The following is a 26,175-nucleotide window of genomic DNA, read 5'->3' on the forward strand; positions in this document are numbered from 1 at the left end:
CACAATCATTGCCGCGCTGCTTAAATTAAAATAAGTTAATTGTTAAAAGTTATTTAAAATTCTGAACCTTTGGTAAATTCAAACCGCTCGCCTTCTACCGTTTTGATCCGTTCTAAGCCATTTTTCGGCGCAAGCAATTTTGCTGGGATATCATTGACCACGCCCTCATTGCTGCCATAGGTAAACACCACAATTTCAGCGCCATTAGGGTAAGTAATAATATAGCGCTGATAAGTTTGGCTTAAATTATCAGGAAACATCCCAACGCCCCAATTGGCTTTGCAAGTTCCTGAGTATTTAAGCACGTTTTTAGCGTTAACATAGTTGCAATGAGCATCATATTCAATGGTAGTTCCGGCAACGGCTTGCAAGCTTGACCCAAAAATGACCACAATCAATAAACGTTTTAATAAATCATTGATCATTGCCGTCTTCTTTTGGGTCAATTTGACCCGGCGCTATTTTTTTGTGGGTCGCTCCCAATTGTCTTTTTGAGTTTGGCGAGCGCGACCAAAGGCTAATGCGTTTTCATTAACATCATGCGTAATGGTTGATCCAGCAGCAACGGTTGCGCCTTTGCCAAGGGTCACAGGAGCAACCAAGCTTGAATTAGAACCCACAAAAACATCATCTTCAATGGTCGTTTGTGACTTATTCACCCCATCATAATTGCAAGTGATGACGCCGGCGCCAATATTGACATTGTCACCAACGATCGCATCGCCAATATAGCTTAAGTGGTTGACCTTGCTGCCTTCGCCGATGACTGATTTTTTCACTTCAACAAAGTTACCGATTTTACTGCGGTCAGCAAGCTTTGACTTAGGTCGCAAATGCGCAAAAGGTCCCACATCGACGCCTGCGCCAACTTCTGCTTCATCAATCACGCAATACGGCTTGATATGGCAAGCATTACCGATGGTGGATTGTTTAATCACGCAGCCGGCTTCAATATAAACGTTGTCGCCAAGCTTGCAGTCGCCTTCAAAGACGACGCCAACATCCACAAAAACGTCCTGACCGGCAGTGACGCTACCGCGAATATCAACGCGGGAAGGGTCGGCAAACTGAACGCCGGCAACTTGCAGGTCTTCAACCAATTTACCTTGCCAAGAGCGCTCAAGGGTGGCTAATTGCTGACGGTTATTGACGCCTTCAATTTCAAAAGCATGCTCAGGCTCAATGGTGGCAATCACAAGATTATCCGCGACCGCCAATTTAACGATATCAGTTAAATAGTATTCTTGTTGAGCATTGTCATTGCTAAGTTTTGGTAAGTATTTATGCAGTAGCGCATTGTCCACGCAATAAATGCCGCTGTTAATCTCGCAAATAGCGCGCTCGGCATCACTGGCATCTTTTTGCTCAACGATGGCGGTAACCAAACCTTGATCATCACGCTTAATCCGACCAAGACCAAACGGATTATCAACGGTTAAGGTGAGCATTGATAAGCCGTCTTTATTCGCAGCTTTTAGCGCCGCCAAGGTTTTTTGGCTAACGAGTGGCACATCGCCATATAAAATGAGGCTTTGACCGTCTTTTGGCAGATGCGGCAGTACCATTTTGACCGCATGACCCGTTCCTAATTGCTCGGACTGAGCCACCCAAGTGATTTGGCTACCCGTATAGTCGCGGCTGATTTGCTCTTGGACTTGGTCGCCGCCAAAACCAAACACCACAATGGTATCATCGACCGTCAGCTGCTGGCAGGTATCAAGAACGTGACCTAAAAGCGGCTTTCCAGCAAGTGTTTGTAATACTTTAGGTTTTGCCGATTGCATCCGCGTGCCTTTGCCCGCAGCAAGAATAATCACAGATAAAGAGGAGGTCATAAAAGCCCTACAAATGTAACAAAATATCGGTGATTATAACGTAAATTCGATTTTAAACAAATGCTTTGCTGTCGCTGCTTTGTATCATTAAAACAACGCGATATTAAGAACTTTAGAGCGTTAAAAGCTATTACTTAGCAATATAGAAAATCACATTATAAATGATGACCCAAGTTGCCGCGGCCATCACTCCAGCAATGATGTCATCAAGCATAATGCCAAGACCACCCGCCACTTTTTTATCTGCCCAAGCAATCGGTGGCGGCTTTAAAATATCGAAAAAGCGGAATAAGACAAATGCGGCAATAAGCGCAACGAGAGAAAAAGGCTGTAAAATATTTTGCCAGTAACTTCCTAGCATCGCGTTTTGAAAAGTCAGCAAATACGACAGCGGAAGCAAGGTAATCCAAATTCCCGACCACTCATCCCAAACGATGTGCGGATCGTCGTGAACGCCCATCATTTCAGACGTTCGACCACAAAACCAAACGCCGATAACGCAAGATAAAATCGTTAACATTAAAAACGGAACAAAGCCAAGCGCCATCAAGATCACACCGGCAATCAAGCCACCAACCGTTCCCCAAGTCCCCGGAGCGTGTCGCGGCAAACCACTACCAAGACCAAGCGCGAGCCAATAAACCGCCGTATCCAAAGCGCTGGCATCTTTAGGAAGGGGCGGGCAATCATTGGCTTGTCGAATATCGGGCTTGGTTAGCTCATCGCTCATAGTGTTCCTTTAAAAGTTATCTTAAAAAGTAACCTTAAATTTAACTGTTAAAATGTTGATAGCCGGACAATGGCGGCAGTTTGTCAAAAGGTGCGGGATTTAAGCTTGATAACCTTGAGTTTTGATAAAAAAGTTGCGGCTGTGATGGCGAATAAAGACTTGGATTACCTTCAACTTGCTGAGCAATCACCTCGCCAATACAAGTCACTTGAGTATAACTATCAGGCGGAGCGATATGTGCAGGCAAAGTAAATGCCAACTCATAATCATCGCCGCCGGTCAATTGGCAAAATAGCCGCTCGGTAAGATTAGCTTTTGCAAGCTCTGAACTGGTCGGCAATTTTTCCAAATCAATTCGCATATCAACGCCGCTTTGCTGGCAAATATGGCTTAAATCTTGATAAAGTCCGTCTGAAATGTCAATCATTGCTCCGGTGACTATTTTGCCCAAACGTTGACCTAACGCGGCGCGCGGTGTTGGCATATCAAGGCGATGGCGTAAACTTTTGCCAATGTCGCTATGAGGGTTTTTCAGCGCAAAGCTAGCATCGCCAAGCGTTCCTGAAACGTAAACCTTATCACCAACGTTTGCGCCCGAGCGATAAACCGGCGTGGCATCTTTGGTCAAAATGCCTTGAGCGCTGACGCTAATCACCAACTGCTCGCTGCGCGTGGTATCGCCGCCAATGAGCGCAATATTAAACGCATTGCAGGCGTGAAAAATGCCTTGAGCAAACTCGTTGAGCCAAGATTTTTTTGCTAAGCGCTCAGGCAGAGCAAGCGCCAACAGTAAGCTGTGCGGCGCTGCCCCCATTGCGGCAATATCAGAAACATTAACCGCAACGGCTTTATAACCAATGGCAAAGGCTAAGCGCTCAACCGCGTCCCAATCGCCGCTAAAATGCCGACCTTGAACGAGGGTATCGATGCAGCTGACCAAGCGCGCGCCAATAGGCAGGATCGTTACCGCCGCATCATCACCGATGCCTTTTTGGATATCGCTTTGGCGCGTCAAAGTTTGCTTTTGGTTAAAAATCTGCTCAATAAGGTCAAATTCGGTCATGGCTTAGCTATTATTGTCGTTGTTGGAGTTGTCGTCATCACGGCGCGGTCTATCAGAGCGCGGCTTATCAAAACGTGGCTTGTCCGATTTTGATTTATCAAAGCGCGGCTTACCACCATTTGACGGCGATTTTTTAAACGGTTTTTTATCGCGATTTGGGGTGTCTTTATCGCGGCGTTTATCATCGCGATTCGCGCTGCCGCGTTTAGAGTCATCGCGATTAAACTTGCCGCTTTTTGGCTTATCGCTTCTGTTTCTGCCGTCTTTGCCTTTTCCGTCTTTGCTTTTATCGCCTCGGTTGAAACTGCCTTTTGGTTGGTCTTTTTTTACAAAGTCGCGATTGCTACGGTTGTCTTTGTTATCGCGAGCGCTTGCCAAATCACTTGTTGAATTTACCGCTTCATTGTCAAGATTGTGTCTTTCGCGCTTGATGCCAGTTTTATTGGCGCTGATTCGCGGTTTGTCGGAGGGCACGTCTTCACGTGGCTGATTTTGTTCGGCAAGCAAGGTTTTTTTATTGATGATGGTGACGTTTTTGGCGTTGGGCAGCGCTTTGGCAGTTGAGGATTTTTGAGTGCGCGGATTGACATCGTTTTCAGCGGCAACTTCAACGGCACGAAGGCTTGCGGCAAGTTTATCAAGGACAGCATTGATGAGTTTATGAGCGTCAGTGGCGCCAAAATGGTTGTTGAGCTTCATGGCTTCATCAAGAACCACTTTATAAGGGATTTCAAGGCGCGATTGCAATTCATAAGCGCCAATCAACAAAATGGCGTGTTCAACGGCGTCAATTTGGGTCAAGTCACGGTCAAGCTGCTCGCGGATCAGGGTATCAAGCGCGTCGATTTGCTCAGGGATGTCGCGCATCATTTCGTGATAATAGCCCAAATGCACGGTATGCATGGCGTTATTGGCGCGCGTTCTTGCGGCGATATCATGCGGCGCATTGCTTTTCCAGTCGCGCAGACCTTCAACGTCGAACCGATGGTCGGTCATGAGCCACTCATAAATGCCTTGCAAGGCAAAACGGCGTGCCTTTCGCATGGCGGCGTGACCGGTTTTGTAACTTGATTCGCTCATATCAAAGCTTTGGTCGGATTCACTTGCCGGAGTCATAGGGGCAGGTTGAGGGCGATTGAATTGGTCAGTCATAACTAAAAAATACCTAATGAGATTTGGTTTTTAAAAATCGCAAAATCAAAAGCTTATCGCCATGATAAAGCAAAATGTGCCGCAAGATGTTAAATAATGGTAAGGGGTTGCCAATTTTGGCAAATAAAACCAATTTGGCAAATCCTTGTCACAACGTCGCCAAAACGTGATGACTTTAAATTAAAAAAAGCAAAAAATAACAGGACAGATCTTTTAATAAAAGCCGTTATTTTAATAAAAAATGAAAAAATTTACCGCTAATTTTTTACAAAAGCGGTAAATTTATAAGCAATACAATAAAAAAGCCGATCTAAATAACAGGCAAGCTAGCAATTATTCGTCGTCAACGCCATTATCAAGCTGCGACAATACCGCAATCATTTCAAGGGCAACCATGGCGGCTTCCGCGCCTTTGTTTCCGGCTTTAGTTCCTGAGCGCTCAATGGCTTGCTCAATGCTGTCGGTGGTGAGCACGCCGTTGGTGACCGGAATGTTGTAGTCGGTTGCCACTCGCGATAAGCCTTTTGCCGACTCGCTTGCGACGAAATCAAAATGCGGCGTACTGCCACGGATAATGGCCCCAAGTGCCACAATCGCATCAAAACGGTCAGATTCTGCCGCTTGCTGAGCGACCAATGGCAACTCAAACGCACCTGGAACACGAATGACAGTGATGTTGCTTCCTGAAACGCCGTGACGAAGTAGGGCATCAATGGCGCCATCAACTAAAGATTCCACCACAAAGCCGTTAAAACGAGCAACGACGATGCCAATACGAGCATCGGTGTTTTGGTGAAGCGCGCCATCAATATGGGTGACCGCTGAGCGCTCATCTTGTAAATTGGTCATAACTTGTCCTTTTGTAATCAGATTTGGGAATTGGCAATTTTTAATGTTAATTAGGCTTTTTTGAATAAAACAAATAAGTTAGCGCTATCATAGCATTTTTTTTAAAATCGCATGGGAATTCCTTTGGCTGCCATAAATTCTTTGGCTTCTAAAATGGTGTGCTCGCCGAAGTGAAAAATACTTGCCGCAAGAACGGCATCCGCGCCGCCCTCTAACACGCCGTCTGCCAAATGCTGCAAATTGCCAACGCCGCCTGACGCAATAACCGGAACGCTCACGCGGTTAGTAATCGCGCGCATCAATGCCAAATCGTAGCCTTTACGTGTGCCATCGCCATCCATTGATGTCACCAGCAGCTCACCTGCGCCCAATTCCGCCATTTTTTGTGACCAGTCAACCGCATCAATTCCGGTAGGCTTTCTGCCGCCGTGGGTGAAAATCTCCCATTTTGGGGTTAATACGCCATCGACCATCACGTCATCAACGCGTTTGGCGTCAATGGCAGCAACAATACATTGGTTGCCAAATTTTTGCGCCGCCTCGCCAACAAATTCAGGGGTGAAAACCGCCGCCGAGTTAATCGCCACTTTATCTGCGCCTGCATTTAGCAAATTGCGAATGTCCTCAATTTTGCGAACGCCGCCGCCAACGGTTAGCGGTACAAATACCGTTTCGGCAATGCGCTCAACCATGTGGTAGGTGGTATCGCGACCGTGATGGGTGGCGGTAATGTCCAAAAAGGTAATCTCGTCCGCGCCTTGCTCATTGTAGCGTCGGGCAATCTCAACAGGGTCGCCCGCGTCTTTGATATCGACAAATTGAACGCCTTTGACCACTCTGCCATTGTCCACATCAAGACAAGGAATAATTCGTTTTGCTAGCATAAAACCGCCTACTCGATCGCGCCATAATACCGCGCAAGAATTCAAAGAAAATCACCGTGAAATGCTATAATACGCGGAACTATTTTACAAAACAAACGCTAAGGTCGACTATGTGCCAACTGCTTGCCATGAATAGCAAAAATCCTGCCGATATCGGCTTTTCGTTCACCGGATTCCGCGCTCGCGGCGGTCTGACCGACAGTCACACCGACGGCTTTGGCATTGCCTATTTTGAGCCAAATGGGCTTCGGCTATATTGCGACGACCATTCAGCGGTTGAGTCGCCACTTGCCGAGCTTGTGAGCCAAACCAAAACCCAAGCTTGTAATGTCATCGCCCACATCCGAAAGTCCGACGATGATTTACTTTGTAACGCTCACCCCTTTACCCGCGAGATTTGGGGCGAGTCTTGGGTGTTTTCGCACAATGGTAAAATGACGATTCAAGACGCGTTAAATGGTGATCCCGTTCCTAACGACCATCATCAAAACGCAGCTTGCCATCATCGCCCGATTGGTGATACTGATTCTGAATTTGCCTTTTGTTATTTGCTCAATCAGCCCAAAGCCCGCTTTGATAGCAAGCCGGATGAGCAAACGCTGTTTAAATTTTTAAAAGATCAGTGCCGCTTTTTGGCGCAATTTGGTATTTTTAATTGCCTGCTTTCTAATGGCGATTGGCTGCTGAGCTACGCCAACACGCTGCTGTTTTATGTCACGCGGCAAGCACCGTTTAGCAAAGCGACCTTGATTGATGTGGACTTACAAATAGATTTTGCAATAATGAATGACACTGATGATGTCATGACCATTATCGCGACGACGCCATTAACTCATGATGAATCGTGGCAGCAATTGGCAGTCAATGAGTGCGTCATCTTTAAAAATGGCGATATCGTTTATCAAGATATGCCAAACCCACCTGAATATTTATCCATTGAAGAAGGGCTAGAAATTGCTCAAAATGCTTAAATTTTAAGAAAGCCAATTTTAACATTTGCTAATCTGCCGGTTAACGGTCACTATTATTCAACCGTAACCAAAACAACCCAAGCTAAAACCTTCAAAAACGCTCGTTTTTACGTTTAATTTTTTTCAATATTTATTTTTTAATGTTTATTTTTAATGCCAAAAGTGAGAAGCCATGTCCGTCTATACCCAGCTAACCGATGACCAGTTTTCAGAATTTTGCGCCCAATTTGGCGTTGATTTTGCCCGCGCCATTCCCATCACTCAAGGCATTAAAAATTCCAACTGGTTTATTGAAACCACGGCAAATACCGACGGCAAGCCTGACTTTGTGTTTACCTTATTTGAAGAACGCCCGCCAAGTGACATCGAAAAAATGGCAGTGATTTTAAATCAATTGTCAGGAAAATTGCCCGTTGCTGCCCCAAAAGCATTGATTAATAGCGAAAAAAATGACGTTAATAATGCTAAAAATGGTAAAAGCAGCGGCAGCCAATTTGTCATCCATTATGACAATAAAGCGATCACTTTAGTGCCGTGCTTGGCAGGCGAGCACCCTAATCAGACCACCGAAACAATGTGCTTTGATATGGGAGCGGCTTTGGCGGTGCTTCATGAAACCTTGCAAAGTCTGCACCCAATGGAAGATTTTGGTGTGGCGCTTTATCCGTGGGACAGCGTTCGTGATCGTGAAATGCAGTTTATGCCAAGTGACGAAGCCAAACTTATGGGCGATATTTGGCGCGCTTATGATGTCTTGCCGCTAAGTGATTTGCCAAAAGGGCTTTGTCATCTCGACATGTTTGCTGACAACACGCTTTGGGATTTAACGGACAACAGCGCCACCTTAACCGGACTGCTTGATTTTACCGAGGTCAGCGTTGAGCATTACGTCATGGACATTGCCATTACCATCAATGATTTTTGCACCACTTGGGGCTTTGCAGAAACAGGCGAATCGGTTGATTTTGACCGCAAAAAAATGACCGCGTTTTTACAAGGTTATGAGTCCAAACGCGCCCTTGATAACAATGAAAAAAGCGCGCTGCCCGTGATGCTGGCACAAGCGGCGGTAATCTTTTGGCTACTTCGCTTAAACGTCATTCACTACAACCGAACCGAAGGGCGAACTGGCGACAACATTATGGTGAAAAATCCGGATTTAATGAAACGCTTGGCGGCGTATCATTGGTCGCATGTTGAAAAAGCCAATTAACTACTAACAATAAGCGCTAACATAGCTAAAATAACAGTAGCCATCAACGAAAAGGATATTCAAATGACTAATAAGGTCGATAACTGGCAAAAGCTTGCGCGCTACGACACCAACATTCAAGGCGAATTGCACGCCAATTTATTAAAAAATAATGGCATTGAGGTGTCGTTGCAAGCACTAAGCGCCTTGCCGGGGCTAAATTCTGGCATCGTGCTTTGGGTTCAGCAGGATGATTTGGCAAAAGCTCAGCGCATTTTAAATGACATTGCCGTTGATGTGGATATGGATAGCGCTGATATGAATGGCGACGATGACTTAGGCGCGATTGATGAGCGCGGCAATGGGAAATAGAGACAATCAAAGCGGTAGCGAAACTATGTGTCAACTGTTAGGAATGAACTGTAACAACCCAACCGATATCGGCTTTAGCTTTTCGGGGTTTCGGCAGCGCGGCGGCAATACTGACCGCCATGAGGACGGCTTTGGCATTGCCTTTTTTGAAAAAAGCAGCTGTGAATCCCAAAACGGCGGCAATTCGGCAACCGGACTTCGCGTGTTTCATGACAACCGACCCAGCCATTTGTCGCCGGTTGCTGATTTGGTCAATCATTATCCGATTAAAGCGATGAACGTAATTGCCCATATCCGAAAAGCCACCCAAGGTCAAAACTGCTTGGCAAATACCCATCCGTTTGTCCGAGAAGTTTGGGGCGAGCAGTGGGTGTTTGCCCATAACGGTCAGATGAATAAAGCCTTTGTTGAGCGCTGCCGCCGGCTTCAAGACAATGGCAACGCAGTTCATTGTCAGCCGGTTGGTACGACCGATTCGGAAGTGGCGTTTTGCTACTTGATTAACCGGCTAAAAAGCACCTTTAAATCACGACCGGACGACAAGGTATTGTTTAACTTTTTGACCACGCAATGCCGATATTTGGCAGCAAATGGCTTGTTTAACTGCTTATTGTCAAATGGCACTTGGCAATTGGCTTATGCCGGAAGTTTGCTGTTTTATCTCACAAGGCAAGCGCCGTTTGGCGAGGCAAAATTGTCTGATGAGGACTTGTCGATTAACTTTAGTGATGTGACCACTGACAATGATCGCGTGACCATTTTGGTGACTGTACCGTTGACCCAAAACGAGAAATGGCAACAGCTTGCGGTCAATGAGTGCCTCATCTTTCAAGATGGCGCGGTCATTCATCAAGACAGCCCAAGCCTTCGCAAGTTTTTGACGATTGACGAAGGTATAGCGATTGCAAGGGCGGTTGGGGCGAGTGTTTAGGGTAAAAACCGCCCACAACACCGCTTAAACCTCTCCCCTGAGCCGCAACTACAAGGCTGCTTTTGGCTAATTTTAAAGTCAACGGTGGGGTCTAAAAAATACCACTGCGTCCTTTGGTTACGGTTTTCAATTAAATTACTTTTAACCAAAACAAAGCTTGATAACTCATGATGCGCTTGCAAGCCGTTGTTATTCTTAAAGTACGCTTTAAATTCAACTTGATCGTGGTGTTTGCCGATGGGTTTATGATTAATAATTTCAAGCCCTGACCACTTGGTATCTTTTGCCCAAGCTGCAATCGCGTTTTTATCCAAAAGCGACTGCTGAGCGGGCAAGGTCGTTTTAACAATATAATCGGGATTGACCATCACAAACGCGCTATAGCGGCTGCGCATCAGCTGTTCGGCGGTTTTGGGCAGCTTGCCCTCATGAAACGGCTTGCAGCAGTCAAGATAACTTTTGTACTCTGTTAAGTTTTCTAAACTTGAGTTTTCAGCGTCTGAACTTGACAATAAATCAGGCGTGATTTGACAGGGGCAGCGCATTAAATGACCTCCGAACCTTGTAAAAAGTCTTCAATAATATCAGGCAACACACCAACTTTGAGCTGTGACCACGGTTTTGGATTGGCAACGGTCTGCCAAAACGGCGAAAACGGCGGCGCGGCAAACAGCAATAGCGCAAGCAGCGCGTAAATGATGCCGTAGCGCCAGTTGTCTTTGTGCTGATAAAACTTCATTGCTGTTCCCGCCGAGCGTTTGAGCGTCATTCCGGACAAATTGACGCTGTACATCTCATCAAGGGTTAAATGAACAAGCGCGCCCAAAAACAAAAACAAACCATAAAACCAGCTTATCACCACGTCATTTTCAAAGCCGTAATAGCTCAGGCAGGTCAAAAGCAGCCCCAAAATTGCCATATACGGCACGGAGTGAATCACGCCGCGATGAACGGTCACTTTTTTAAACCATTTGAGCACCAAATAGCGCATCACCCCATAGCCCATAAACCAAAGCAAAATCAAAGAGATAAGGCTTAACTGACTGCGCCAATGCATCACGAGGGCAAAGGCGACGATAAGCGAGGCGATATTAAAGCCAAATTTCACTGGCGTTGAGTGGTCGGAATCCAAATCTGGCAACAAGCCGCCGACCGTTCCAAGCGCGGTGCAGATTAAAAACCCCGAATCATTGACCAATCCTGCCTTATACACCGTAAGGCTGAGAACGGCGCTGACCGCAAACGCGCCGGTTAAGTGGGTATTAAAATTTGCCATAACGTCCAAACTATGAAATTAACTAAATCAGGCAAATCAAGCGTTTATCCACTGCTGATCATCCCGATAAAAGGTGCGCTATGATACCATGATGCCCATTTTTCGGCGAAAGGCGTTTTGACAATGACCTCAAAAACTTTAGAAATTGCAGTAAATCCTAACCAAGCTGATTTTGCAGACATCAACTGGCAAGCGCCTTGGCTTTGGCATCTCAACCATCGTGAGATATTAGAAAACGGTGTGAAGGCAATCATTAACGATAATTTAAAAAATCCCTCTACCCAGCCGCCAAATTTTGACAGCACCGAAATTGCCGAGATACTCAATCAAGCGTTAGCAAAAATAAACGCAGAAAAAGGTAACGCGGCAACCACTTTTCCAACTGCTGGCATGGCGGCAAAACCGCTGCAATTTGTCTCGCAAAATGCGCTGACTGAGGGGGAGGGCTACGAAGCGTTTATCAGCAAATCAGGGCAAATCCCCACCCGCGATAACTTGCATGATTTGTTCAATGGCAGCATTTGGCTAACCTTTCCCAAAACCAAAGCTCGGCTCAATTTTCACCATATGCATCAAATTAATCAAATTGGCGAGGCGCAAGGTCGCGGCAGGGTTCGCGATACCATTACCGTTTTTGATGAAAATGGTGCGATTTTGGTGACGGCAAATCCCAATATTGGCGAGGCGCTCAAAAATTTTAATTGGCAAGACTGTTTGGTCAATCCGCGCGCCGATTGGGACAATCCGACCGCCCCAAAAGCGGACGCCAAAGCTGCTGTTTATATTTTTGGTCATGCCTTACTTGAGCAGCTGATTGCCCCGCGAAAGCCGCTTTGCGCTCATAGCTTAATCATTCACGTTGACGCCAGTTTTTTTGCCAAATCGATGATTGACAAAATGGCGTATTTGGATGAGGTGTTAGCCACCGCCGTTGATGAGTTGTTATCAAAGGATAACGTCACGCCCAAGCAATTATCGCCGCTACCGATTTTGGGCGTTCCAAATTTTTGGAAAGAAAACGAGGATAAAGAGTTTTATAACGATAATTTTGTATTTCGCAGTGGTCGCCGAAAATCATAAATCCTTTATAAGAAGATAAAATAATAACCGTTCTTAGTAAGCGCTTGTTTTGGTTACCATTGTGCCACGATTTGCTTCTTAGTTGGCGTTAACAAAGGTTCGGCAATTTGATAAGGTAAAGGGATGAATGATGCCAATTTGGGTCATTTTAAGCCACTTTGATAACGATAAAAATCTAAAACCAAAATAAAAGGACGCCACCATGAGCGATATTTTTAATGTCAAATCCAAGCTGAGCGCGGCAGGGAAAGACTATTCTTATTTTAGCTTGACCAAGCTTGCTGAGCGCTTTGATAACATCAATAGCTTGCCATACTGCATGAAAATTGTTCTTGAAAATCTGCTTCGCCACGAAGATGGCGGTCAGTCGGTCGGTCAAAAGCACATCGAAGCGGTTGCCAAATGGGACTGCGGCGCCGAGCCCTCCCAAGAAATTGCCTTTATGCCGGCGCGAGTAGTGCTTCAAGATTTCACCGGCGTGCCCTCGGTTGTCGATTTGGCAGCGATGCGTGATGCTGTGGTCAAGCTTGGCGGAAACGCTGAGCAAATTAACCCGTTTATCCCAAGTGAGCTGGTTGTTGACCATTCGGTTCAGGTGGACGTTTATGGCCGTGAGGATGCCCTTGATTTAAATAAAAAGATTGAGTTTGAGCGCAACAATGAGCGTTATGAGTTTTTGCATTGGGGCAAACAAGCATTTAAAAACTTTGTGGTCGTACCCCCTGCTACTGGAATTGTGCATCAAGTCAACCTTGAGTATTTAGCGCGCGTGGTCATGGAAGCTGAAACTGATTTCGGCGATGGCAAGGAATTAACGGCGTATCCGGATACCGTTTTTGGCACGGACAGCCATACGACGATGATTAATGGCATTGGCGTGTTAGGCTGGGGCGTAGGCGGCATTGAAGCTGAAGCGGCAATGCTCGGTCAGCCGTCCTCGATGCTCATTCCACAAGTGGTTGGCTTTGAGCTGACGGGAAAATTAAGCGAAGGCGTCACCGCTACCGACTTGGTGCTTCGTGTCGTTGAAATGCTGCGCGCTCATGGCGTCGTGGGCAAATTTGTGGAATTTTTTGGCGAAGGTCTTGCGCAAATGCCGCTTGCTGATCGCGCCACCATTGCCAATATGTCGCCTGAATACGGTGCCACTTGCGGGATTTTTCCGATTGATGAGGTGGCGATTAACTATTTGCGACTGTCCGGTCGTGATGAAGCGCATATCGAATTGGTCGAAGCTTACGCCCGAGCTCAAGGGCTTTGGCATGATGAAAATAGTGAAAGGGCGTGCTATTCAAGTATGCTGCATTTGGATATGGCAACGGTTGTGCCGTCGCTTGCAGGACCTAAACTGCCGCATCAGCGCATTGCTTTAGCTGATATGCACCAAAGCTTTGGCGAAACGCTGCATACGATGAAAAAAGACCGTAAAGCGGAGGTTAAAGGCAAAGTCCGCTTTGACCAAGAAGGCGGCAAACAAGAACAAGCCAAAGAGCTTGCCGTCAATCCAAAACTAGAGGTTGCCACCGAAGTTCCCCACGACAAAAACGCCCCAAAAGGCGTGTTTTCAACGGTAACGATTAACGATAAAGAACATAAGCTTTGCGACGGCTCAGTGGTTATTGCTGCGATTACCTCGTGTACCAACACCTCAAACCCTGCCGTGATGATTGGCGCAGGATTGGTTGCCAAAAACGCGGCGGCAAAAGGACTGAAAGCCAAACCTTGGGTCAAAACCTCCTTAGCGCCCGGTTCTAAAGTGGTCACCGACTATCTTCATAAAACCAACCTGATGGATGAGCTTGAAAAAGTGGGCTTTTACCTTGTTGGTTACGGCTGTACCACCTGTATTGGCAACTCAGGACCCCTGCCGGATGTCATCGAGCAAGGTATTAAAGACAACGATTTGGTCGTGTCATCCGTACTGTCAGGTAACCGTAACTTTGAAGGTCGAATTCATCCGTCGGTAAAAACCAACTATTTAGCCTCACCGCCCCTTGTAGTTGCTTATGCTTTAGCCGGAACGGTTGATATTGACTTAACCCATCAGCCGCTTGGCATAGACTTGGAGGGCAACGACGTTTATTTAAAAGACATCTGGCCAACCTCAAGCCAAATTGATGAGCTGATTGCTAATAATATTGATGCCGACATGTTCCATAAAAACTATGGCAAAGTCTTTGAAGGTAGCGAAGAGTGGAACGCCATTCATTCCTCATCAAGTCAGCTTTATCCGTGGAATGAAGCGTCAACCTATATCAAAAACCCGCCATTTTTTGATGACATGGCAATGGAACCGGAAGGTATTAGCGATATCAAAGACGCTCGGGTTTTAGGCATCTTTGGTGACAATATCACCACCGACCATATCTCTCCTGCTGGCAGCATTGCCCCTGATTCTCCTGCTGGAAAATATTTGCAAGATCGCGGTGTCATGCCTGCTGACTTTAACAGCTACGGCTCACGTCGTGGCAATGATGCCGTGATGACGCGAGGTACTTTTGCCAACATCCGCATTAAAAACCTCATGATGGACGGTGAGGAAGGCGGCTATACGTATTACTTTAAAGGCAATAACGCTACTCTTAGCGATGGCGAAAAAATGCCCATTTACGACGCCGCCATGAAATATAAAGAAGATAAACGACCGCTTATCGTCATTGGCGGTGAGGAATATGGTACCGGATCAAGTCGCGATTGGGCAGCAAAAGGCACCAACTTACTTGGCGTAAAAGCCGTTCTTGCCGCGTCGTTTGAGCGAATCCACCGCTCAAACCTCATTGGCATGGGCGTGCTGCCACTGACTTTTATGGAAGGTGAGAGCGCCCAGTCGCATCAGCTTGATGGCTCAGAAGTCATCAGCATCTCAGGGCTTGATGACCCAAACAGCCACACCGCAACGGTCACTGCCACCCGAGCCGATGGCAGCACGACTCACTTTGACGTTCATATCATGCTACAAACGCCAAAAGAGCGCGAGTACGTTTGCCACGGCGGCGTCTTGCATTACGTCCTTCGGCAATTGGCTTGTGAAAATAAGCAAGCCTCTTAACGTTTATCAAAAGAATAAAAACCTGACTAAATGGTCAGGTTTTTTATGGAGTTAACCTAGCCAAAAAAAAGACCCAAATCACAGTTGAGTCTTTTTTATTATTTTTTAAAATCTGCTTACTTAGTATTATGACCCCAAGTCACAATGGGTTTTGCTAAGCGATAATTGGCAGCGGCTTTTTTCGCGCCAGCAATGCTCGCAATAAAGGTTAAAATGGTGCTAATTAACCAAAACAGACCCGTAAATAGCGCCGCTTTTCGAGCCGCTTTTTCAGCTTGTTGCAATTTTTCTTCGGCAGTTTGTTTGGCATCGTTAACGTACTGCTCAGTTTTTACTTGATACTCTTTAAACGATTTGACAATTTCTTGACGCGTTTGGATTGCTTCAGATTGGCTTAAGCCTTGTTGTTGCAAGCGCGCGATAAATTCAGGACCTTCAAGCGTTTGTTCGACACTGGTCATGCGCTGTTTGGCATAATCATCGATATGACGCCACGTATCAAGGTCGGTAAAGTCCATATTAGCCACTTGAGCTTTGGTATTGTCAAAAATGTCCTGCAACACATTGCTGACCGCCGCAACTTGACGCTGATCTAAATTGTCCGTATTTTTAGCAACGATCGCTTGAACGTCTTCTTTGCTAATATTTCCTGAAACTTTTTGGTAAACTTCTTCTGCTTTTTGCTGAACCGAACCATTTTGCGCCGCCGCTCCAGCGCCTGCCGCGCCAATGGTTGCAGCTCCTGCTGCAGTTTGGGCAACGGTACTTACTGTGCCGCCAACGGCATTTCCCGCGCTTGCTAAAATCCCAGTGGCGCTGCTTAAGGTAAAAAATGTGGTCAATAAAACAATACAAGCTGCGGTGAGCATTCCGGTTAAGGTCGCATCTTTTTGATCGATATCAGTACCATCTCCAAAAAGCGCTTCTGGCGCCGAATATTTAATCGCAAAATAGCCTGCGATAAACGCGCTGACAATCGCTGTAACGGCAGCATAAATGCCAGCGGCAATGCTGGTACCTTTTAAATCAAATGGCAAAAATGAGCTGAGTACCAACGCCAAAGCAATCATTGCCATGACAACCATCAGCCCCATAATCAATCCGGCGATCACGCCGCGCCAAGAAGGGCGCCTTTGTGGTGAATAAGTCATTAACATAATCATTCCTTATTATAATCTATTGTAGTTTTGTTCTAAAACAAGAAGCGCTTTAAGTAAATTAAGCTAGGTTATTAATCAGTAATATAAAATCTTTGATGACAATTAATATTAAAAATTAATTTAACAAGTCTTTAATAACCCTTAGCGTAAAGCACTTTGCAACAAATGAGTAAGTGACTTCGGTAGGAAAACCATAGCATTGTGTATATCACTGTAATGATGTGTCACAAAGCAACAATCATGTAAAAGAAGTTTGGAAAATTATCAGAAAAGATAACTAGGCTTTTGAAATTACAAGAAAAATAGCAGAAAACAAAAAGATGGGCATAAAAAAAGCCCAATCTTTATGATTGGGCTTTTTGTGGCAAATCACTTCAGTCTGACCAATTGCTGAGTTGACGCCGAAATAGTGGCGTCCCCACGGGGATTCGAACCCCGGTTACCGCCGTGAAAGGGCGATGTCCTAGGCCTCTAGACGATGGGGACGCAAAGAGTGATATATTGCTATATCGATCAATATCAGTTGCTTTTTCAAGCTTGCCTAGGTGCTGATATTGAATCTTAGCAAGAAAGTTAATAAATTAACTAGCTTGGTGGAGCTAAACGGAGTCGAACCGTTGACCCCTTGCATGCCATGCAAGTGCTCTACCAACTGAGCTATAGCCCCTCGCTAAGAGTGATGCGTATTTTAGGGAATGCTTGTGGGGTTGTCAACACTTTATTTTAAAAAAAGTTTAAAAAAACAGCGCCGAGTGAATAAAAAACTATCCTTATGACCTCGGCGCTGATTTAAGACTTTGATTTTAATAAACTTATTCAGCTAAAAAATCAGGAAGCTCCGCCGCTTGTTTTTCTAATTTTTTAAGTTTTTTCTTGCCAAGACCGCCTAAGACTTCAATAGCATGGCGCAATCGGTTCAACGTCATGTCCGCGCCAATGATCGCCATGGAATTCATCACCGGCGTTGAGGCAGTACTTCCGGCAATCGCCACAAAAAATGGCGCCATAAAATCGCGAAGTTTGATATCAAGGGCGCCTGATAAGCCTTTCATGATGGCAAAAATGTTGTCTTCTGTCCAAGCAGGCAAGACTTCAAGCTGCCAAAGCGCCAATTGTAAAATCTCGATGATCTGCTCAGGGCTTAGCGATTTGTGGGCAAAATCGTCAGCGGTGATATTGGGTAGATTTTGAAAATAAAACCCACCCCAATTGACCGCATCCGACAACAGCTCAATTCGTGGCTGAATCGCGGCGGCAATGGCGGTCAATTTGTCGCTGTCATTTGCCCAAGCTAAGATTTTATCTTTTAATTCGCTTGGGGTTAATGCTCGCAGCCATTCGGCGTTAAGCCAATTTAATTTTTCAATATCAAAAATAGGACCGCCAAGCGAGACGCGCTGAATGTTAAAGCTTGCAATCATCTCATCTAAGGTAAATTTTTCGGCGTCATTGGGTAGGGAATAGCCCATGCGTCCTAGATAGTTTAATAGCGCTTCAGGCATCACGCCGGCATCACGGTAATAGGTGATGGAGGTAGGGTTTTTACGTTTGGACAGCTTTGATTTGTCGGGGTTTCGCAGTAGCGGCATGTGGCAAAGGGTTGGCATCTCCCAACCAAAATAGTCATAAAGCAGCTGATGCTTGGGCGCAGAGTTGAGCCATTCTTCGCCGCGAATGACGTGGCTAATTTGCATCAAATGGTCATCAACGACGTTGGCTAAATGGTAGGTCGGCAGACCATCGGCTTTGAGCAGCACTTGCATGTCCACTTGTGACCACGGAATCTCAACCACGCCGCGAAGCATGTCGTCAACGCGGCAGACGCCCTCGGTCGGAACGCGCATCCGGATAACAAACGGTTTGCCTTCAGCGACCATTTTGTCAGATTCTTCGCGGCTCAAATTGGCATATCTGCCATCATAGCGCGGCGTTTCGCCATTTGCCATTTGCGCCGCTCGCATGGCGTCAAGCTCATCGGTGGTACAAAAGCAGCGAAACGCATGACCGGCATCAAGCAATTGCTCCGCATGTTGTTTATAAATGTCCGCACGCTCGCTTTGGCGATAGGGCGCATGGGCGCCGCCAACGTCAGGACCTTCGCTCCAATCAAGCCCCACCCAGCGCAGGGCGTCCAAAATCATTTGCTCAGATTGGGCGGTTGAGCGCTGCTGGTCGGTGTCCTCAATGCGCAAAATAAACTCGCCGCCATGAGCTTTGGCAAAGGCTAGATTAAATAAGGCAATATAAGCGGTTCCTACATGTGGAAATCCGGTAGGGGAGGGCGCAATTCGTGTACGAACAGGGCGAGAGCTTGCGATGGTTTGGGTCATAAAATTCTCATCATTGAAAAGGGGAAAATCAGGTCGAAAAATGCGCTAAAATAGCCTTATTATAACAAAGTTGCGGATTATTTTCGTGAAAAGCTCAGTTGCTGCTTGACTCGCGGTGTAGGCTTGCGATAATAACGCCTAAAAAAACCTAACTCATTTATTTTCTTCTAATTATTGAGCCAATTTTCGCTCAAAAGTGAAGAAAATTTGGCAAATGTTCCTCCAAAGGTTGTGCCCGAAATGCAAAAAGACGCAAGTTTGACCACGTTGCCAATCAGCAAGACGATTGCAGAATCCAAGATCAACTCCAAGCAAGCTTTGACAGCCGATGACTTTTCTCATGATGCCGTGCTGTTAACTGAAACCGTAGCGGCGGTTTTGGGCGTCAAAAAACTGGCGCAAGAGAACGTGGCAAAGCCCGAAGCAAAACAGCACGAAGGTATTTTTGTGGATGGCACGTTTGGTCGCGGTGGTCACAGCCGATTGCTGTTGTCGCAATTAAGCGCGGACTCAACGTTGATCGTTTTTGATAAAGACCCCACAGCAATTAGCGTTGCCAAGGATTTGGCGGCAACAGATCACCGAGTTCAAGTGGTTCATGACAGCTTTGCCACGCTCACTCAAAGCTTGGCGGCGCTTGATATTGATCGCGTTGATGGGATCATGGCGGATCTTGGCGTGTCCTCGCCGCAGCTTGATGATGGCAGCCGCGGCTTTAGCTTTATGCGAGATGGGTTGGTTGATATGCGAATGGACATAAGCCGTGGTCAGTCGGTCGGTGAGTGGCTGCAATCGGTGGATGAAACCACGCTTGCCGATGTGCTTTATGAGTTTGGTGAGGAACGCCACAGCAGACGGATTGCGCGCGCGATTAAGCAAATGGAAAGTTATGATTCCACGTTGAAATTAGCAGAAGTCATTAAACAAGCGCACCCCAACTGGCAAAAAGGCAAGCATCCGGCGACCCAAAGCTTTCAAGCCATGCGTATTTTTATCAATAACGAATTGGGTGATGTGGATGATTTTTTGGCGCAAAGCATTGGGGTATTAAAGTCAGGCGCTAATCTTGCGGTGATCAGCTTTCACTCTTTAGAGGATCGCCGAATTAAGCAGTTTTTTGCCCGCCACAGCAAAGGTCAATATCCTGAAGATGAGTTTTTGCCGATGCCGCCCAAGCGACCACGCTATTTTACGAAGCCCAAACGCGTGGCGGCAAGTAGCGCTGAGATTGCTAACAATCCGCGATCAAGAAGTGCTTGGCTGCGATTTGCGACGCGAACTGAGGTACTATTAGCAAAAGATTGCGAATAATTGATGAATTTTTGCAAAAACTATGTATCAATGCGCCACTGACTGTTAAAATTCTGTAATTATCGTCTGTTATTCTGCTTAAAATTTATCATTAAAATTTGTACAGAAACGAAAGCGGTCATTCAACGTCAATTGCGGGTAAATTTGCAAATTGACCCAAACATTTTATCAGCAAAAGACCCTGAGATCAGGTCGTCTTATCGGCTGATATTGGTATTTATGGTAATTATATTCAAGCGTGTTAATTTTTGAGAGCATCATGGCAGGATCAAACAAACCAAAAGCCACGTTCGCCAACAACAGCATTCATAACAGCATCGATGGCTTGGTGGGATTTCATTTTAATGCCGTGGGACTTTATGTGGCAGTGCTGTTGGCGATGGCGGTTCTCATCGTTTGGAGTGGCATTCGCACCGCAGAGCAGGTTCAGCAGTATCATCAGGATTATAAAACATTGCAAGATATGAAAAAACAAGAGCGCCTTTTGCAAGTTGAGCACCAGCGCTTATTGATCGAGCAGCAAACCTTTAGTGCCACCCCGCAGATCGCTAGCCGAGCGGTGACCGAGCTTGGAATGTTCTCCCCAACGCTTGATGACAAGCTCATCATTCAGCCTGCTGCACCAAAATCAAGCCAATCAGGAGGAGCGGGACAATGAGCAAATCCCCAATCACTCCTGATGACAGCAAAACCAAAAAGCAAGCAAGCGCTGGTCTTAAAAAGTCAGGGATCAAAGCCACGCCAAAAAGCTCTAAAAAATCGATCATTAATGGCACGATTAAAGGCGCTGCGCCATCAAATGCCGCTCGCAAAAAGCAGATCAGCCAAGGCACCAAATCAGTCACCTCAGGAAACAAATCGCGAAGCAATAAAACCAATCAGCGCTCAAGTAAGATTGCAGGGCGGATCAAAAAGCACGACAAGCGCGAGCTTCAAGGCGCTTATACCAGCGTTAAAAACCGTGATCGCAACAAACAAGTCTTTAGTAAGCCCTCAGGCGCCTCCAAACGCGGCAGCATCGACAGCGATAAAAACCGCTTTTTTACCATTTGGATTTTAGCGGGGTTATTATTGGTAGGATTGACGGGTCGCGCGTATTATTTGCAAGTTGCCAATGCTCAATTTTACCAAGATAAAGGCAATCAGCTCATCACCAGCGTTCGCTCGCAGCCCTCTTATCGCGGCATGATTACCGATCGTAATGAGTTGCCGCTTGCGGTAAGCGCGCCGCTTGCGACCGTATCGTTTAGCCCGCATGATTATGCTCGTGAATATTACGAATTAAAGCGCATCATTGCTGCCAATCCGGACAAGCCAAAAATGCAAGAGCGCATGCAAAAGCGCTTGGATAAAATGGATTTGAACCGCTTAGCGGCGGTTGTTGGTATTCCAGTTGCCAATTTGCAAAAAGCCGTTGCCATTGATCCAAACGTTGATGTCACCAACGAGGAGGCAGTAAAAGCTGCCTTGCCTTCAGGGGCAGGATCGCATTATTTACCGCTTCTTAGCAAAGTCACCCCTGAGATCGCCCAAAGTGTCAGCGACCTTGATTTTGTGGGCGTCAATGAAAAACACTTCTTTCAGCGCTATTATCCGCAGCCACAGCCAAACGCTCAGCTTTTAGGATTTATGGGTCAAAACGCCAACGATCCAGAAGGCGGCTATGAAGGTCGCGCCGGAATTGAGCGTCAATTTGAGTCAAAGCTTGCCGGCGAAGCAGGAAAAGTTTTGGTGTTAAAAGATGCCAAACAAAACAGCTTAAAAGAGCTTAAGCAAATCAAAGCAGAAGTTCCGGGGCAAAATGTTGCATTGACCATCGACTCGCGATTGCAGTATTTGCTTTATAAAGAGCTTGAAAAAGCAGGTCGCTTGCAGCAAGCGCGCTGGTCAACGGGAATGGTAGTTGATGTTCAAACCGGCGAGGTGCTGGCGCTTTCCACCTGGCCGTCATTTAACTCCAACAATTTAAATGAGATGACCGGTGAAAATCAGCGCAACCGAGCGCTGCTTGATGTGTTTGAACCAGGCTCGGTGATGAAGCCATTCACCGTTGCCGCCGCTTTAGATTCTGGAAAATATACTGCGCGCTCCTTGATTGACACCAATCCTGGATCGATTCGCGTTCCAGGCTATACCATCCGCGATCATAACAATTTAGGCATTATTAATCTTGCCACTTTGCTGCAAAAATCAAGTAACGTCGCCTCCACCAAAATTGCGCTATCGCTACCGCCTGATGGCATCACCAACATGCAAAAGCAGTTTGGTTTTGGTGCCAAAACGCCGCTAAATTTCCCAGGAGAAGGTAGCGGTCTTGTCGCCACGCCAAAAGAAAAAGAAATCGCGCGCCGAGCGACCGTCAGTTACGGTTATGGTCTGCAAGTTACCTTAGCGCAAATCGCGCAAGCTTATGCCGCGCTTGGAGCAGGCGGCGTCATTCATCCGCTTAGCATCGTAAAAGACGACAAGCCAACGCCAAGTCGTCGCATCATGGCGCATGACCAAGCTATGGCGATCGTTCAAATGCTCGAGTCGGTCACGGTTCCGGGTGGAACGGCAACGGCGGCGGCAATCGATGGCTACCGCGTGGCAGGCAAAACTGGAACCTCGCGCCGGATCAACCCTGAGGGCGGCTATTATACCGATCAGTACCGAAACGTCTTTGCCGGCATCGTCCCTGCGTCAAACCCAAGGCTTGTTGGCGTGATTTTGGTGGAAGACCCGCGCGGTCAGCTTTACGCTGGTTTGACCTCAGCGCCTGTGTTTCATAACGTGATGAAAGAGGCGCTGCGACTTTATAACGTGCCGCTTGACAAACCACTTGCCATTAAAGCGCCAAGCAAATCATAACTAGGTTTTGCCAATCGATGAGGATGTTTTCATGTTGCCTGCTTCTCAACACTCCATTACGGTGACTTTGTCGCAGTTGTTATCAACAGTGCCCAATTTAACGGCTGAACCTTTAACCGATATCTTGGCAAATGATCCTGAAACTTGGGCAAAAATAAAAGACATTTCGTTTGCAAGTTTTGTTTTGGATAGCCGAAATCTTGCGCCAAATGATGTTTTTGTGCTGTTAAAAAGCCACTCCAATAACAAGACTAAAAGCGCGGATTATTTACGCCAAGCAGCAACGACGGCGGCAATGATCCTAACTGAGATTGACCCAAAAACGCTGTTGGCAAAGGATGAGTTGGAATCACTGAGCTTATCTTGCCCGGTTATTTTTGTGCCCCATATTCGCCAAATTTTGGGAAGCCTGATTCAATTAAACTTGCAAGCAAACTTGCCGCAAGTGCTGCCAACTGTGGTGGCAGTGACCGGAACCAATGGCAAAACGACGATCAGTCAGCTGGTCGCTCAGCTTAGTGAGCTTGCTGGTAAAAGCAGCGCGGTGATGGGAACGGCGGGAAATGGCAGGCTCAATCACTTGGTTCAAGCAAGCCATACCACAGGGGATGCCAGTCTTGTTCAGCAGTTTTTATATCAACTGGGACAAGAGTGTGCGGCTGTGTTGGCGCTTGAAGCCAGCTCGCACGGTTTGGATCAACTGCGATTGCAAGGCGTTCCGATCAGCACCGCCATTTTTACCAATTTAAGCCGCGATCATTTAGATTACCATGCTTCAATGGAGGAGTACGCGGCAGCAAAAGCGCGCCTTTTTGACAAAACGTATTTTCCGACATTAACCCATGCCATCATCAATCTTGATGATGACTTTGCCGCATTAATGATCCAAACCGCGCAAAAAAGCGATCTTGAGGTTTGGACTTATAGCTTAAATCCTACCGCAAAAGCCACGTTTGTTGCCACCAATATTGCCCCAAGTTTGGATGGCGTCACCATTGAGATTCAAAGTCCGTTTGGCAAGTCTCAAGTCACAAGTCCGCTATTAGGGCGCTTTAACGTTGCCAATTTAATCGCAGCAATGGCAGCGGTAGCAACTTTGGGGGTTGATTTTAATGAGCTTCAAGCGCTCGTTCCCAAACTTCATGGCGCGATGGGTCGGATGCAGCGCGTGGCGTCAAATGAAGGCTGCTTTATCGTTGATTATGCCCATACGCCCGATGCGCTCACCCAAGTGCTTACCAGCTTAAAGGCGCATTGCAGCGGTACACTTTGGGCGGTGTTTGGCTGCGGCGGCGACCGTGATCGCGGTAAGCGACCTTTAATGGCACAGGCAGGACTTGCCGCGGCTGATCGTGTGGTGTTGACTTCGGACAACCCAAGATCGGAAGACCCTAAGCAAATTTTAGCAGACATGCAAGCTGGATTAACCTCGGCGCAATTGGCAAACGCAAAAATTGAGCCGAACCGAAAAGCGGCGATTGATTGGGTCGTCAGCCAAGCTTGTGCCGATGATATCGTGGTCATCGCCGGAAAAGGTCATGAAACGTATCAAGAAATTAAAGGCGTTCGTTATGATTTTGATGACAGCCAAGTGTTGGCTGATGCGCTTACGATTCATCAAAACCGCGCTTTTTCAGCATCGCCAAATTAAAAAATTTATCGTGTAAATAGGTCAGTGACCAAGGGATGTATTATGACAGCGCAAACCCAGCCTCAACACTTAGCCGCGCCTAAGCTGTTTGATTGGAATTCACAGCGATTATTGCAAGCGACGTCATCGCTTTTGGGGCAGTGGTATGAGCCAAATCTTGCTGCCATTGATCATATTAATAGCCCGTTTATTATCACGGACACCCGAAAATTAAAATCCGGCGACCTCTTTTTGGCGATCAAAGGCGATCATTTTGATGGTCACGATTATTTGCAAACGGCGGCAGATTTGGGTGCGGTGGCAGCAATTGTCAGCACGCCAACTCAAGCGGATATCCCGCAATTGGTTGTGAGCGATACGCGATTGGCGCTTGGGCAGTTGGCGGCGTTTCGGCGGCGCGCTCATCCTGATTTGACCGTGATTGCGCTGACCGGATCAAGCGGCAAAACGACCTGCAAAGAGATGCTTGGCAGTATTTTTGAGCGCCTATCCCCAACGCTCATTACCCGTGGCAATCTCAATAATGACTTGGGCGCGCCCATGATGCTGCTTGAATTGTCTGATCATCAGCGCTTTGCCGTGATCGAGCTTGGTGCCAATCATGTTGGCGAGATTGCGTATTGTGCAGCGATCGTTGATCCTGACGTGGCTTGCGTGTTAAACATTGGCAGCGCGCATTTGGGCGAATTTGGCAGCCGCGATGCCATTTGCCGTGCCAAATCTGAGATTTTTCAAACGCCAAATCACGATAAAGTAGGCATCGTTCCTGATAATGATGAATTTGCCGCCGCTTTACGACAAACGGCGCAGCAATATTGCCGCCAAGTGATTGGCTTTGGAAAAACGCAGGTGACAGCCAACCAAGTTCAGCTCAATGCTGAGGGCAGTGAATTTGTGTTAACGATCAATGAGCAATCCATGCCAGTCAAATTGCCATTATCAGGCGCTCATAATGTAGAAAATGCGCTTGCTGCGGCTGCTTGCGCCCATGCCGTTGGCATTGACATTCAAGACATCATCAGCGGTCTTGAGCGCGCCCGACCAGCAAAAGGTCGTTTGGTCAGCAAAGCCTTTGGTCAGCATCAATTGATTGATGACACGTATAATGCCAATCCGCATTCCGTTCGCGCCGCCGCTCACGTGCTAGCCGCGCAATCAGGTCACAAAATTATGGTATTAGGCGACATTGCTGAGCTTGGAGACGCCGCCGCCGAGGAGCATTTTGAGGTCGGCAAAGCGGTTGCTCAATCTGGAGTGGATCACTTTTTTGCTGTAGGCGAATTTGCAAGCGACAGCGTTAAAGGCGCGCAATCGGCAGGATTAATCAGTTCGGCGGCATTTTTAACCAAAGCTGAGCTTTTAGACGATCTTAAGCGCTATTTGCAAGACCAAGCCTCAACGCCTGATGGCAAGCCTTGTACCATTTTATTTAAAGGGTCGCGAACCATGCAAATGGAAACCCTGATCGATGCGCTAGTTGAGGAGTAGA

22 protein-coding genes and 2 tRNA genes are annotated in these 26,175 nt (G+C 46.7%); 11 read left to right on the forward strand and 13 right to left on the reverse strand.

Annotation, left to right across the window (positions count from 1 at the left end):
- Positions 1 to 53: 53 nt before the first annotated feature.
- From HF322_RS09525 to hisF, 7 genes are all read right to left on the reverse strand, one after another.
- The gene (locus tag HF322_RS09525) at positions 54 to 425 is read right to left on the reverse strand and encodes a hypothetical protein (RefSeq protein WP_169393219.1); all 372 of its coding nucleotides are present in this window, start codon (positions 423 to 425) and stop codon (positions 54 to 56) included.
- Positions 426 to 458: 33 nt separating this feature from the next.
- Positions 459 to 1,835 (reverse strand): bifunctional UDP-N-acetylglucosamine diphosphorylase/glucosamine-1-phosphate N-acetyltransferase GlmU, encoded by a 1,377-nt coding sequence (glmU, locus tag HF322_RS09530; protein ID WP_169393220.1) that lies wholly within the window; start codon positions 1,833 to 1,835, stop codon positions 459 to 461.
- Between the two features lie 130 nt (positions 1,836 to 1,965).
- Positions 1,966 to 2,565 (reverse strand): phosphatidylglycerophosphatase A, encoded by a 600-nt coding sequence (locus HF322_RS09535; RefSeq protein WP_169393221.1) that lies wholly within the window; start codon positions 2,563 to 2,565, stop codon positions 1,966 to 1,968.
- Positions 2,566 to 2,605: 40 nt separating this feature from the next.
- Positions 2,606 to 3,628, reverse strand: coding sequence for a thiamine-phosphate kinase (gene thiL / locus HF322_RS09540; RefSeq protein ID WP_169393222.1), 1,023 nt, complete (start codon positions 3,626 to 3,628; stop codon positions 2,606 to 2,608).
- 3 nt (positions 3,629 to 3,631) lie between these two features.
- A complete protein-coding gene (gene nusB / locus HF322_RS09545; RefSeq protein ID WP_223193258.1) occupies positions 3,632 to 4,780 on the reverse strand; it encodes a transcription antitermination factor NusB in 1,149 nt (382 codons plus the stop codon).
- Between the two features lie 333 nt (positions 4,781 to 5,113).
- Positions 5,114 to 5,629 (reverse strand): 6,7-dimethyl-8-ribityllumazine synthase, encoded by a 516-nt coding sequence (gene ribE / locus HF322_RS09550; protein WP_169393223.1) that lies wholly within the window; start codon positions 5,627 to 5,629, stop codon positions 5,114 to 5,116.
- A gap of 101 nt (positions 5,630 to 5,730) precedes the next feature.
- Complete coding sequence (hisF, locus tag HF322_RS09555) at positions 5,731 to 6,513, reverse strand: imidazole glycerol phosphate synthase subunit HisF (protein WP_169393224.1); 783 nt, start codon at positions 6,511 to 6,513, stop codon at positions 5,731 to 5,733.
- Positions 6,514 to 6,623: 110 nt separating this feature from the next.
- Here hisF and HF322_RS09560 point away from each other — a divergent pair, with 110 nt between their 5' ends.
- The 4 genes from HF322_RS09560 (at position 6,624) to HF322_RS09575 (ending at position 9,979) form a co-directional block, all read left to right on the forward strand.
- Positions 6,624 to 7,484, forward strand: a complete 861-nt coding sequence (locus tag HF322_RS09560) for a class II glutamine amidotransferase (RefSeq protein WP_169393225.1) — start codon at positions 6,624 to 6,626, stop codon at positions 7,482 to 7,484.
- 172 nt (positions 7,485 to 7,656) lie between these two features.
- A complete protein-coding gene (locus tag HF322_RS09565) occupies positions 7,657 to 8,697 on the forward strand; it encodes a homoserine kinase (RefSeq protein ID WP_169393226.1) in 1,041 nt (346 codons plus the stop codon).
- A 63-nt stretch (positions 8,698 to 8,760) separates the two neighbouring features.
- Entirely contained in the window at positions 8,761 to 9,048 is a 288-nt protein-coding gene (locus tag HF322_RS09570; RefSeq protein WP_169393227.1) for a DUF2007 domain-containing protein, read from the forward strand.
- A gap of 25 nt (positions 9,049 to 9,073) precedes the next feature.
- Positions 9,074 to 9,979, forward strand: coding sequence for a class II glutamine amidotransferase (locus tag HF322_RS09575; protein WP_169393328.1), 906 nt, complete (start codon positions 9,074 to 9,076; stop codon positions 9,977 to 9,979).
- On the opposite strand, the gene HF322_RS09580 is transcribed toward HF322_RS09575, so the two are convergent.
- On the reverse strand, positions 9,976 to 10,524 hold the full coding sequence (locus HF322_RS09580; protein ID WP_169393228.1) for a YchJ family protein: 549 nt from the start codon (positions 10,522 to 10,524) through the stop codon (positions 9,976 to 9,978). The two genes, HF322_RS09575 and HF322_RS09580, sit on opposite strands and share 4 nt — an antisense overlap.
- Positions 10,524 to 11,255, reverse strand: a complete 732-nt coding sequence (locus HF322_RS09585) for a metal-dependent hydrolase (RefSeq protein ID WP_169393229.1) — start codon at positions 11,253 to 11,255, stop codon at positions 10,524 to 10,526. Before HF322_RS09585 ends, HF322_RS09580 begins: the two co-directional genes overlap by 1 nt.
- Positions 11,256 to 11,378: 123 nt before the next feature.
- Between HF322_RS09585 and HF322_RS09590 the strand changes: the two genes are divergently transcribed.
- Together HF322_RS09590 and acnA are read left to right on the forward strand one after the other, a co-directional pair.
- Entirely contained in the window at positions 11,379 to 12,335 is a 957-nt protein-coding gene (locus HF322_RS09590) for a DUF3025 domain-containing protein (protein WP_169393230.1), read from the forward strand.
- A gap of 202 nt (positions 12,336 to 12,537) precedes the next feature.
- On the forward strand, positions 12,538 to 15,384 hold the full coding sequence (acnA, locus tag HF322_RS09595) for an aconitate hydratase AcnA (protein WP_169393231.1): 2,847 nt from the start codon (positions 12,538 to 12,540) through the stop codon (positions 15,382 to 15,384).
- 116 nt (positions 15,385 to 15,500) lie between these two features.
- Here the strand turns inward: acnA and HF322_RS09600 are convergent, their stop codons facing one another.
- From HF322_RS09600 to gltX, 4 genes are all read right to left on the reverse strand, one after another.
- Positions 15,501 to 16,541, reverse strand: coding sequence for a hypothetical protein (locus HF322_RS09600; protein ID WP_169393232.1), 1,041 nt, complete (start codon positions 16,539 to 16,541; stop codon positions 15,501 to 15,503).
- A gap of 413 nt (positions 16,542 to 16,954) precedes the next feature.
- Positions 16,955 to 17,030: transfer RNA gene (locus tag HF322_RS09605), tRNA-Glu, on the reverse strand.
- A gap of 105 nt (positions 17,031 to 17,135) precedes the next feature.
- Positions 17,136 to 17,211: transfer RNA gene (locus HF322_RS09610), tRNA-Ala, on the reverse strand.
- 145 nt (positions 17,212 to 17,356) lie between these two features.
- Positions 17,357 to 18,874: a glutamate--tRNA ligase gene (gene gltX / locus HF322_RS09615; protein ID WP_169393233.1), complete on the reverse strand. Its 1,518-nt coding sequence runs from the start codon at positions 18,872 to 18,874 to the stop codon at positions 17,357 to 17,359.
- A gap of 207 nt (positions 18,875 to 19,081) precedes the next feature.
- On the opposite strand from gltX, the gene rsmH reads away from it, so the two are divergent.
- The 5 genes from rsmH to murF all read left to right on the forward strand — a co-directional run bounded on the left by rsmH (position 19,082) and on the right by murF (position 26,174).
- The gene (gene rsmH, locus HF322_RS09620; protein ID WP_223193259.1) at positions 19,082 to 20,185 is read left to right on the forward strand and encodes a 16S rRNA (cytosine(1402)-N(4))-methyltransferase RsmH; all 1,104 of its coding nucleotides are present in this window, start codon (positions 19,082 to 19,084) and stop codon (positions 20,183 to 20,185) included.
- 259 nt (positions 20,186 to 20,444) lie between these two features.
- A complete protein-coding gene (locus HF322_RS09625) occupies positions 20,445 to 20,843 on the forward strand; it encodes a cell division protein FtsL (RefSeq protein WP_169393234.1) in 399 nt (132 codons plus the stop codon).
- Positions 20,840 to 23,035 (forward strand): penicillin-binding protein 2, encoded by a 2,196-nt coding sequence (locus HF322_RS09630; RefSeq protein ID WP_223193260.1) that lies wholly within the window; start codon positions 20,840 to 20,842, stop codon positions 23,033 to 23,035. Before HF322_RS09625 ends, HF322_RS09630 begins: the two co-directional genes overlap by 4 nt.
- Before the next feature lie 31 nt (positions 23,036 to 23,066).
- Positions 23,067 to 24,686 (forward strand): UDP-N-acetylmuramoyl-L-alanyl-D-glutamate--2,6-diaminopimelate ligase, encoded by a 1,620-nt coding sequence (locus HF322_RS09635; RefSeq protein ID WP_169393235.1) that lies wholly within the window; start codon positions 23,067 to 23,069, stop codon positions 24,684 to 24,686.
- A gap of 42 nt (positions 24,687 to 24,728) precedes the next feature.
- Positions 24,729 to 26,174 carry a UDP-N-acetylmuramoyl-tripeptide--D-alanyl-D-alanine ligase gene (murF, locus tag HF322_RS09640; RefSeq protein ID WP_169393236.1) on the forward strand — a complete coding sequence of 482 codons (1,446 nt, stop codon included), beginning with the start codon at positions 24,729 to 24,731 and terminating at the stop codon, positions 26,172 to 26,174.
- Position 26,175 lies beyond the last annotated feature (1 nt).

Origin of the sequence: Psychrobacter sp. MF31 (assembly GCF_012847335.1) — a bacterium.
In the GTDB taxonomy this organism is placed as follows: domain Bacteria; phylum Pseudomonadota; class Gammaproteobacteria; order Pseudomonadales; family Moraxellaceae; genus Psychrobacter.

Bases quoted from the DNA above. Each gene is read 5' to 3' on its own strand.
- hisF (WP_169393224.1), bottom strand. From the start codon at position 6,513: ATGCTAGCAAAACGAATTATTCCTTGTCTTGATGTGGACAATGGCAGA.
- ribE (WP_169393223.1), bottom strand. From the start codon at position 5,629: ATGACCAATTTACAAGATGAGCGCTCAGCGGTCACCCATATTGATGGC.
- HF322_RS09585 (WP_169393229.1), bottom strand. From the start codon at position 11,255: ATGGCAAATTTTAATACCCACTTAACCGGCGCGTTTGCGGTCAGCGCC.
- HF322_RS09535 (WP_169393221.1), bottom strand. From the start codon at position 2,565: ATGAGCGATGAGCTAACCAAGCCCGATATTCGACAAGCCAATGATTGC.
- HF322_RS09570 (WP_169393227.1), top strand. From the start codon at position 8,761: ATGACTAATAAGGTCGATAACTGGCAAAAGCTTGCGCGCTACGACACC.
- HF322_RS09580 (WP_169393228.1), bottom strand. From the start codon at position 10,524: ATGCGCTGCCCCTGTCAAATCACGCCTGATTTATTGTCAAGTTCAGAC.
- HF322_RS09625 (WP_169393234.1), top strand. From the start codon at position 20,445: ATGGCAGGATCAAACAAACCAAAAGCCACGTTCGCCAACAACAGCATT.
- nusB (WP_223193258.1), bottom strand. From the start codon at position 4,780: ATGACTGACCAATTCAATCGCCCTCAACCTGCCCCTATGACTCCGGCA.
- acnA (WP_169393231.1), top strand. From the start codon at position 12,538: ATGAGCGATATTTTTAATGTCAAATCCAAGCTGAGCGCGGCAGGGAAA.
- HF322_RS09635 (WP_169393235.1), top strand. From the start codon at position 23,067: ATGTTGCCTGCTTCTCAACACTCCATTACGGTGACTTTGTCGCAGTTG.
- gltX (WP_169393233.1), bottom strand. From the start codon at position 18,874: ATGACCCAAACCATCGCAAGCTCTCGCCCTGTTCGTACACGAATTGCG.
- HF322_RS09560 (WP_169393225.1), top strand. From the start codon at position 6,624: ATGTGCCAACTGCTTGCCATGAATAGCAAAAATCCTGCCGATATCGGC.
- HF322_RS09600 (WP_169393232.1), bottom strand. From the start codon at position 16,541: ATGTTAATGACTTATTCACCACAAAGGCGCCCTTCTTGGCGCGGCGTG.
- glmU (WP_169393220.1), bottom strand. From the start codon at position 1,835: ATGACCTCCTCTTTATCTGTGATTATTCTTGCTGCGGGCAAAGGCACG.
- thiL (WP_169393222.1), bottom strand. From the start codon at position 3,628: ATGACCGAATTTGACCTTATTGAGCAGATTTTTAACCAAAAGCAAACT.
- murF (WP_169393236.1), top strand. From the start codon at position 24,729: ATGACAGCGCAAACCCAGCCTCAACACTTAGCCGCGCCTAAGCTGTTT.
- HF322_RS09590 (WP_169393230.1), top strand. From the start codon at position 11,379: ATGACCTCAAAAACTTTAGAAATTGCAGTAAATCCTAACCAAGCTGAT.
- HF322_RS09630 (WP_223193260.1), top strand. From the start codon at position 20,840: ATGAGCAAATCCCCAATCACTCCTGATGACAGCAAAACCAAAAAGCAA.
- HF322_RS09565 (WP_169393226.1), top strand. From the start codon at position 7,657: ATGTCCGTCTATACCCAGCTAACCGATGACCAGTTTTCAGAATTTTGC.
- HF322_RS09575 (WP_169393328.1), top strand. From the start codon at position 9,074: ATGTGTCAACTGTTAGGAATGAACTGTAACAACCCAACCGATATCGGC.
- HF322_RS09525 (WP_169393219.1), bottom strand. From the start codon at position 425: ATGATCAATGATTTATTAAAACGTTTATTGATTGTGGTCATTTTTGGG.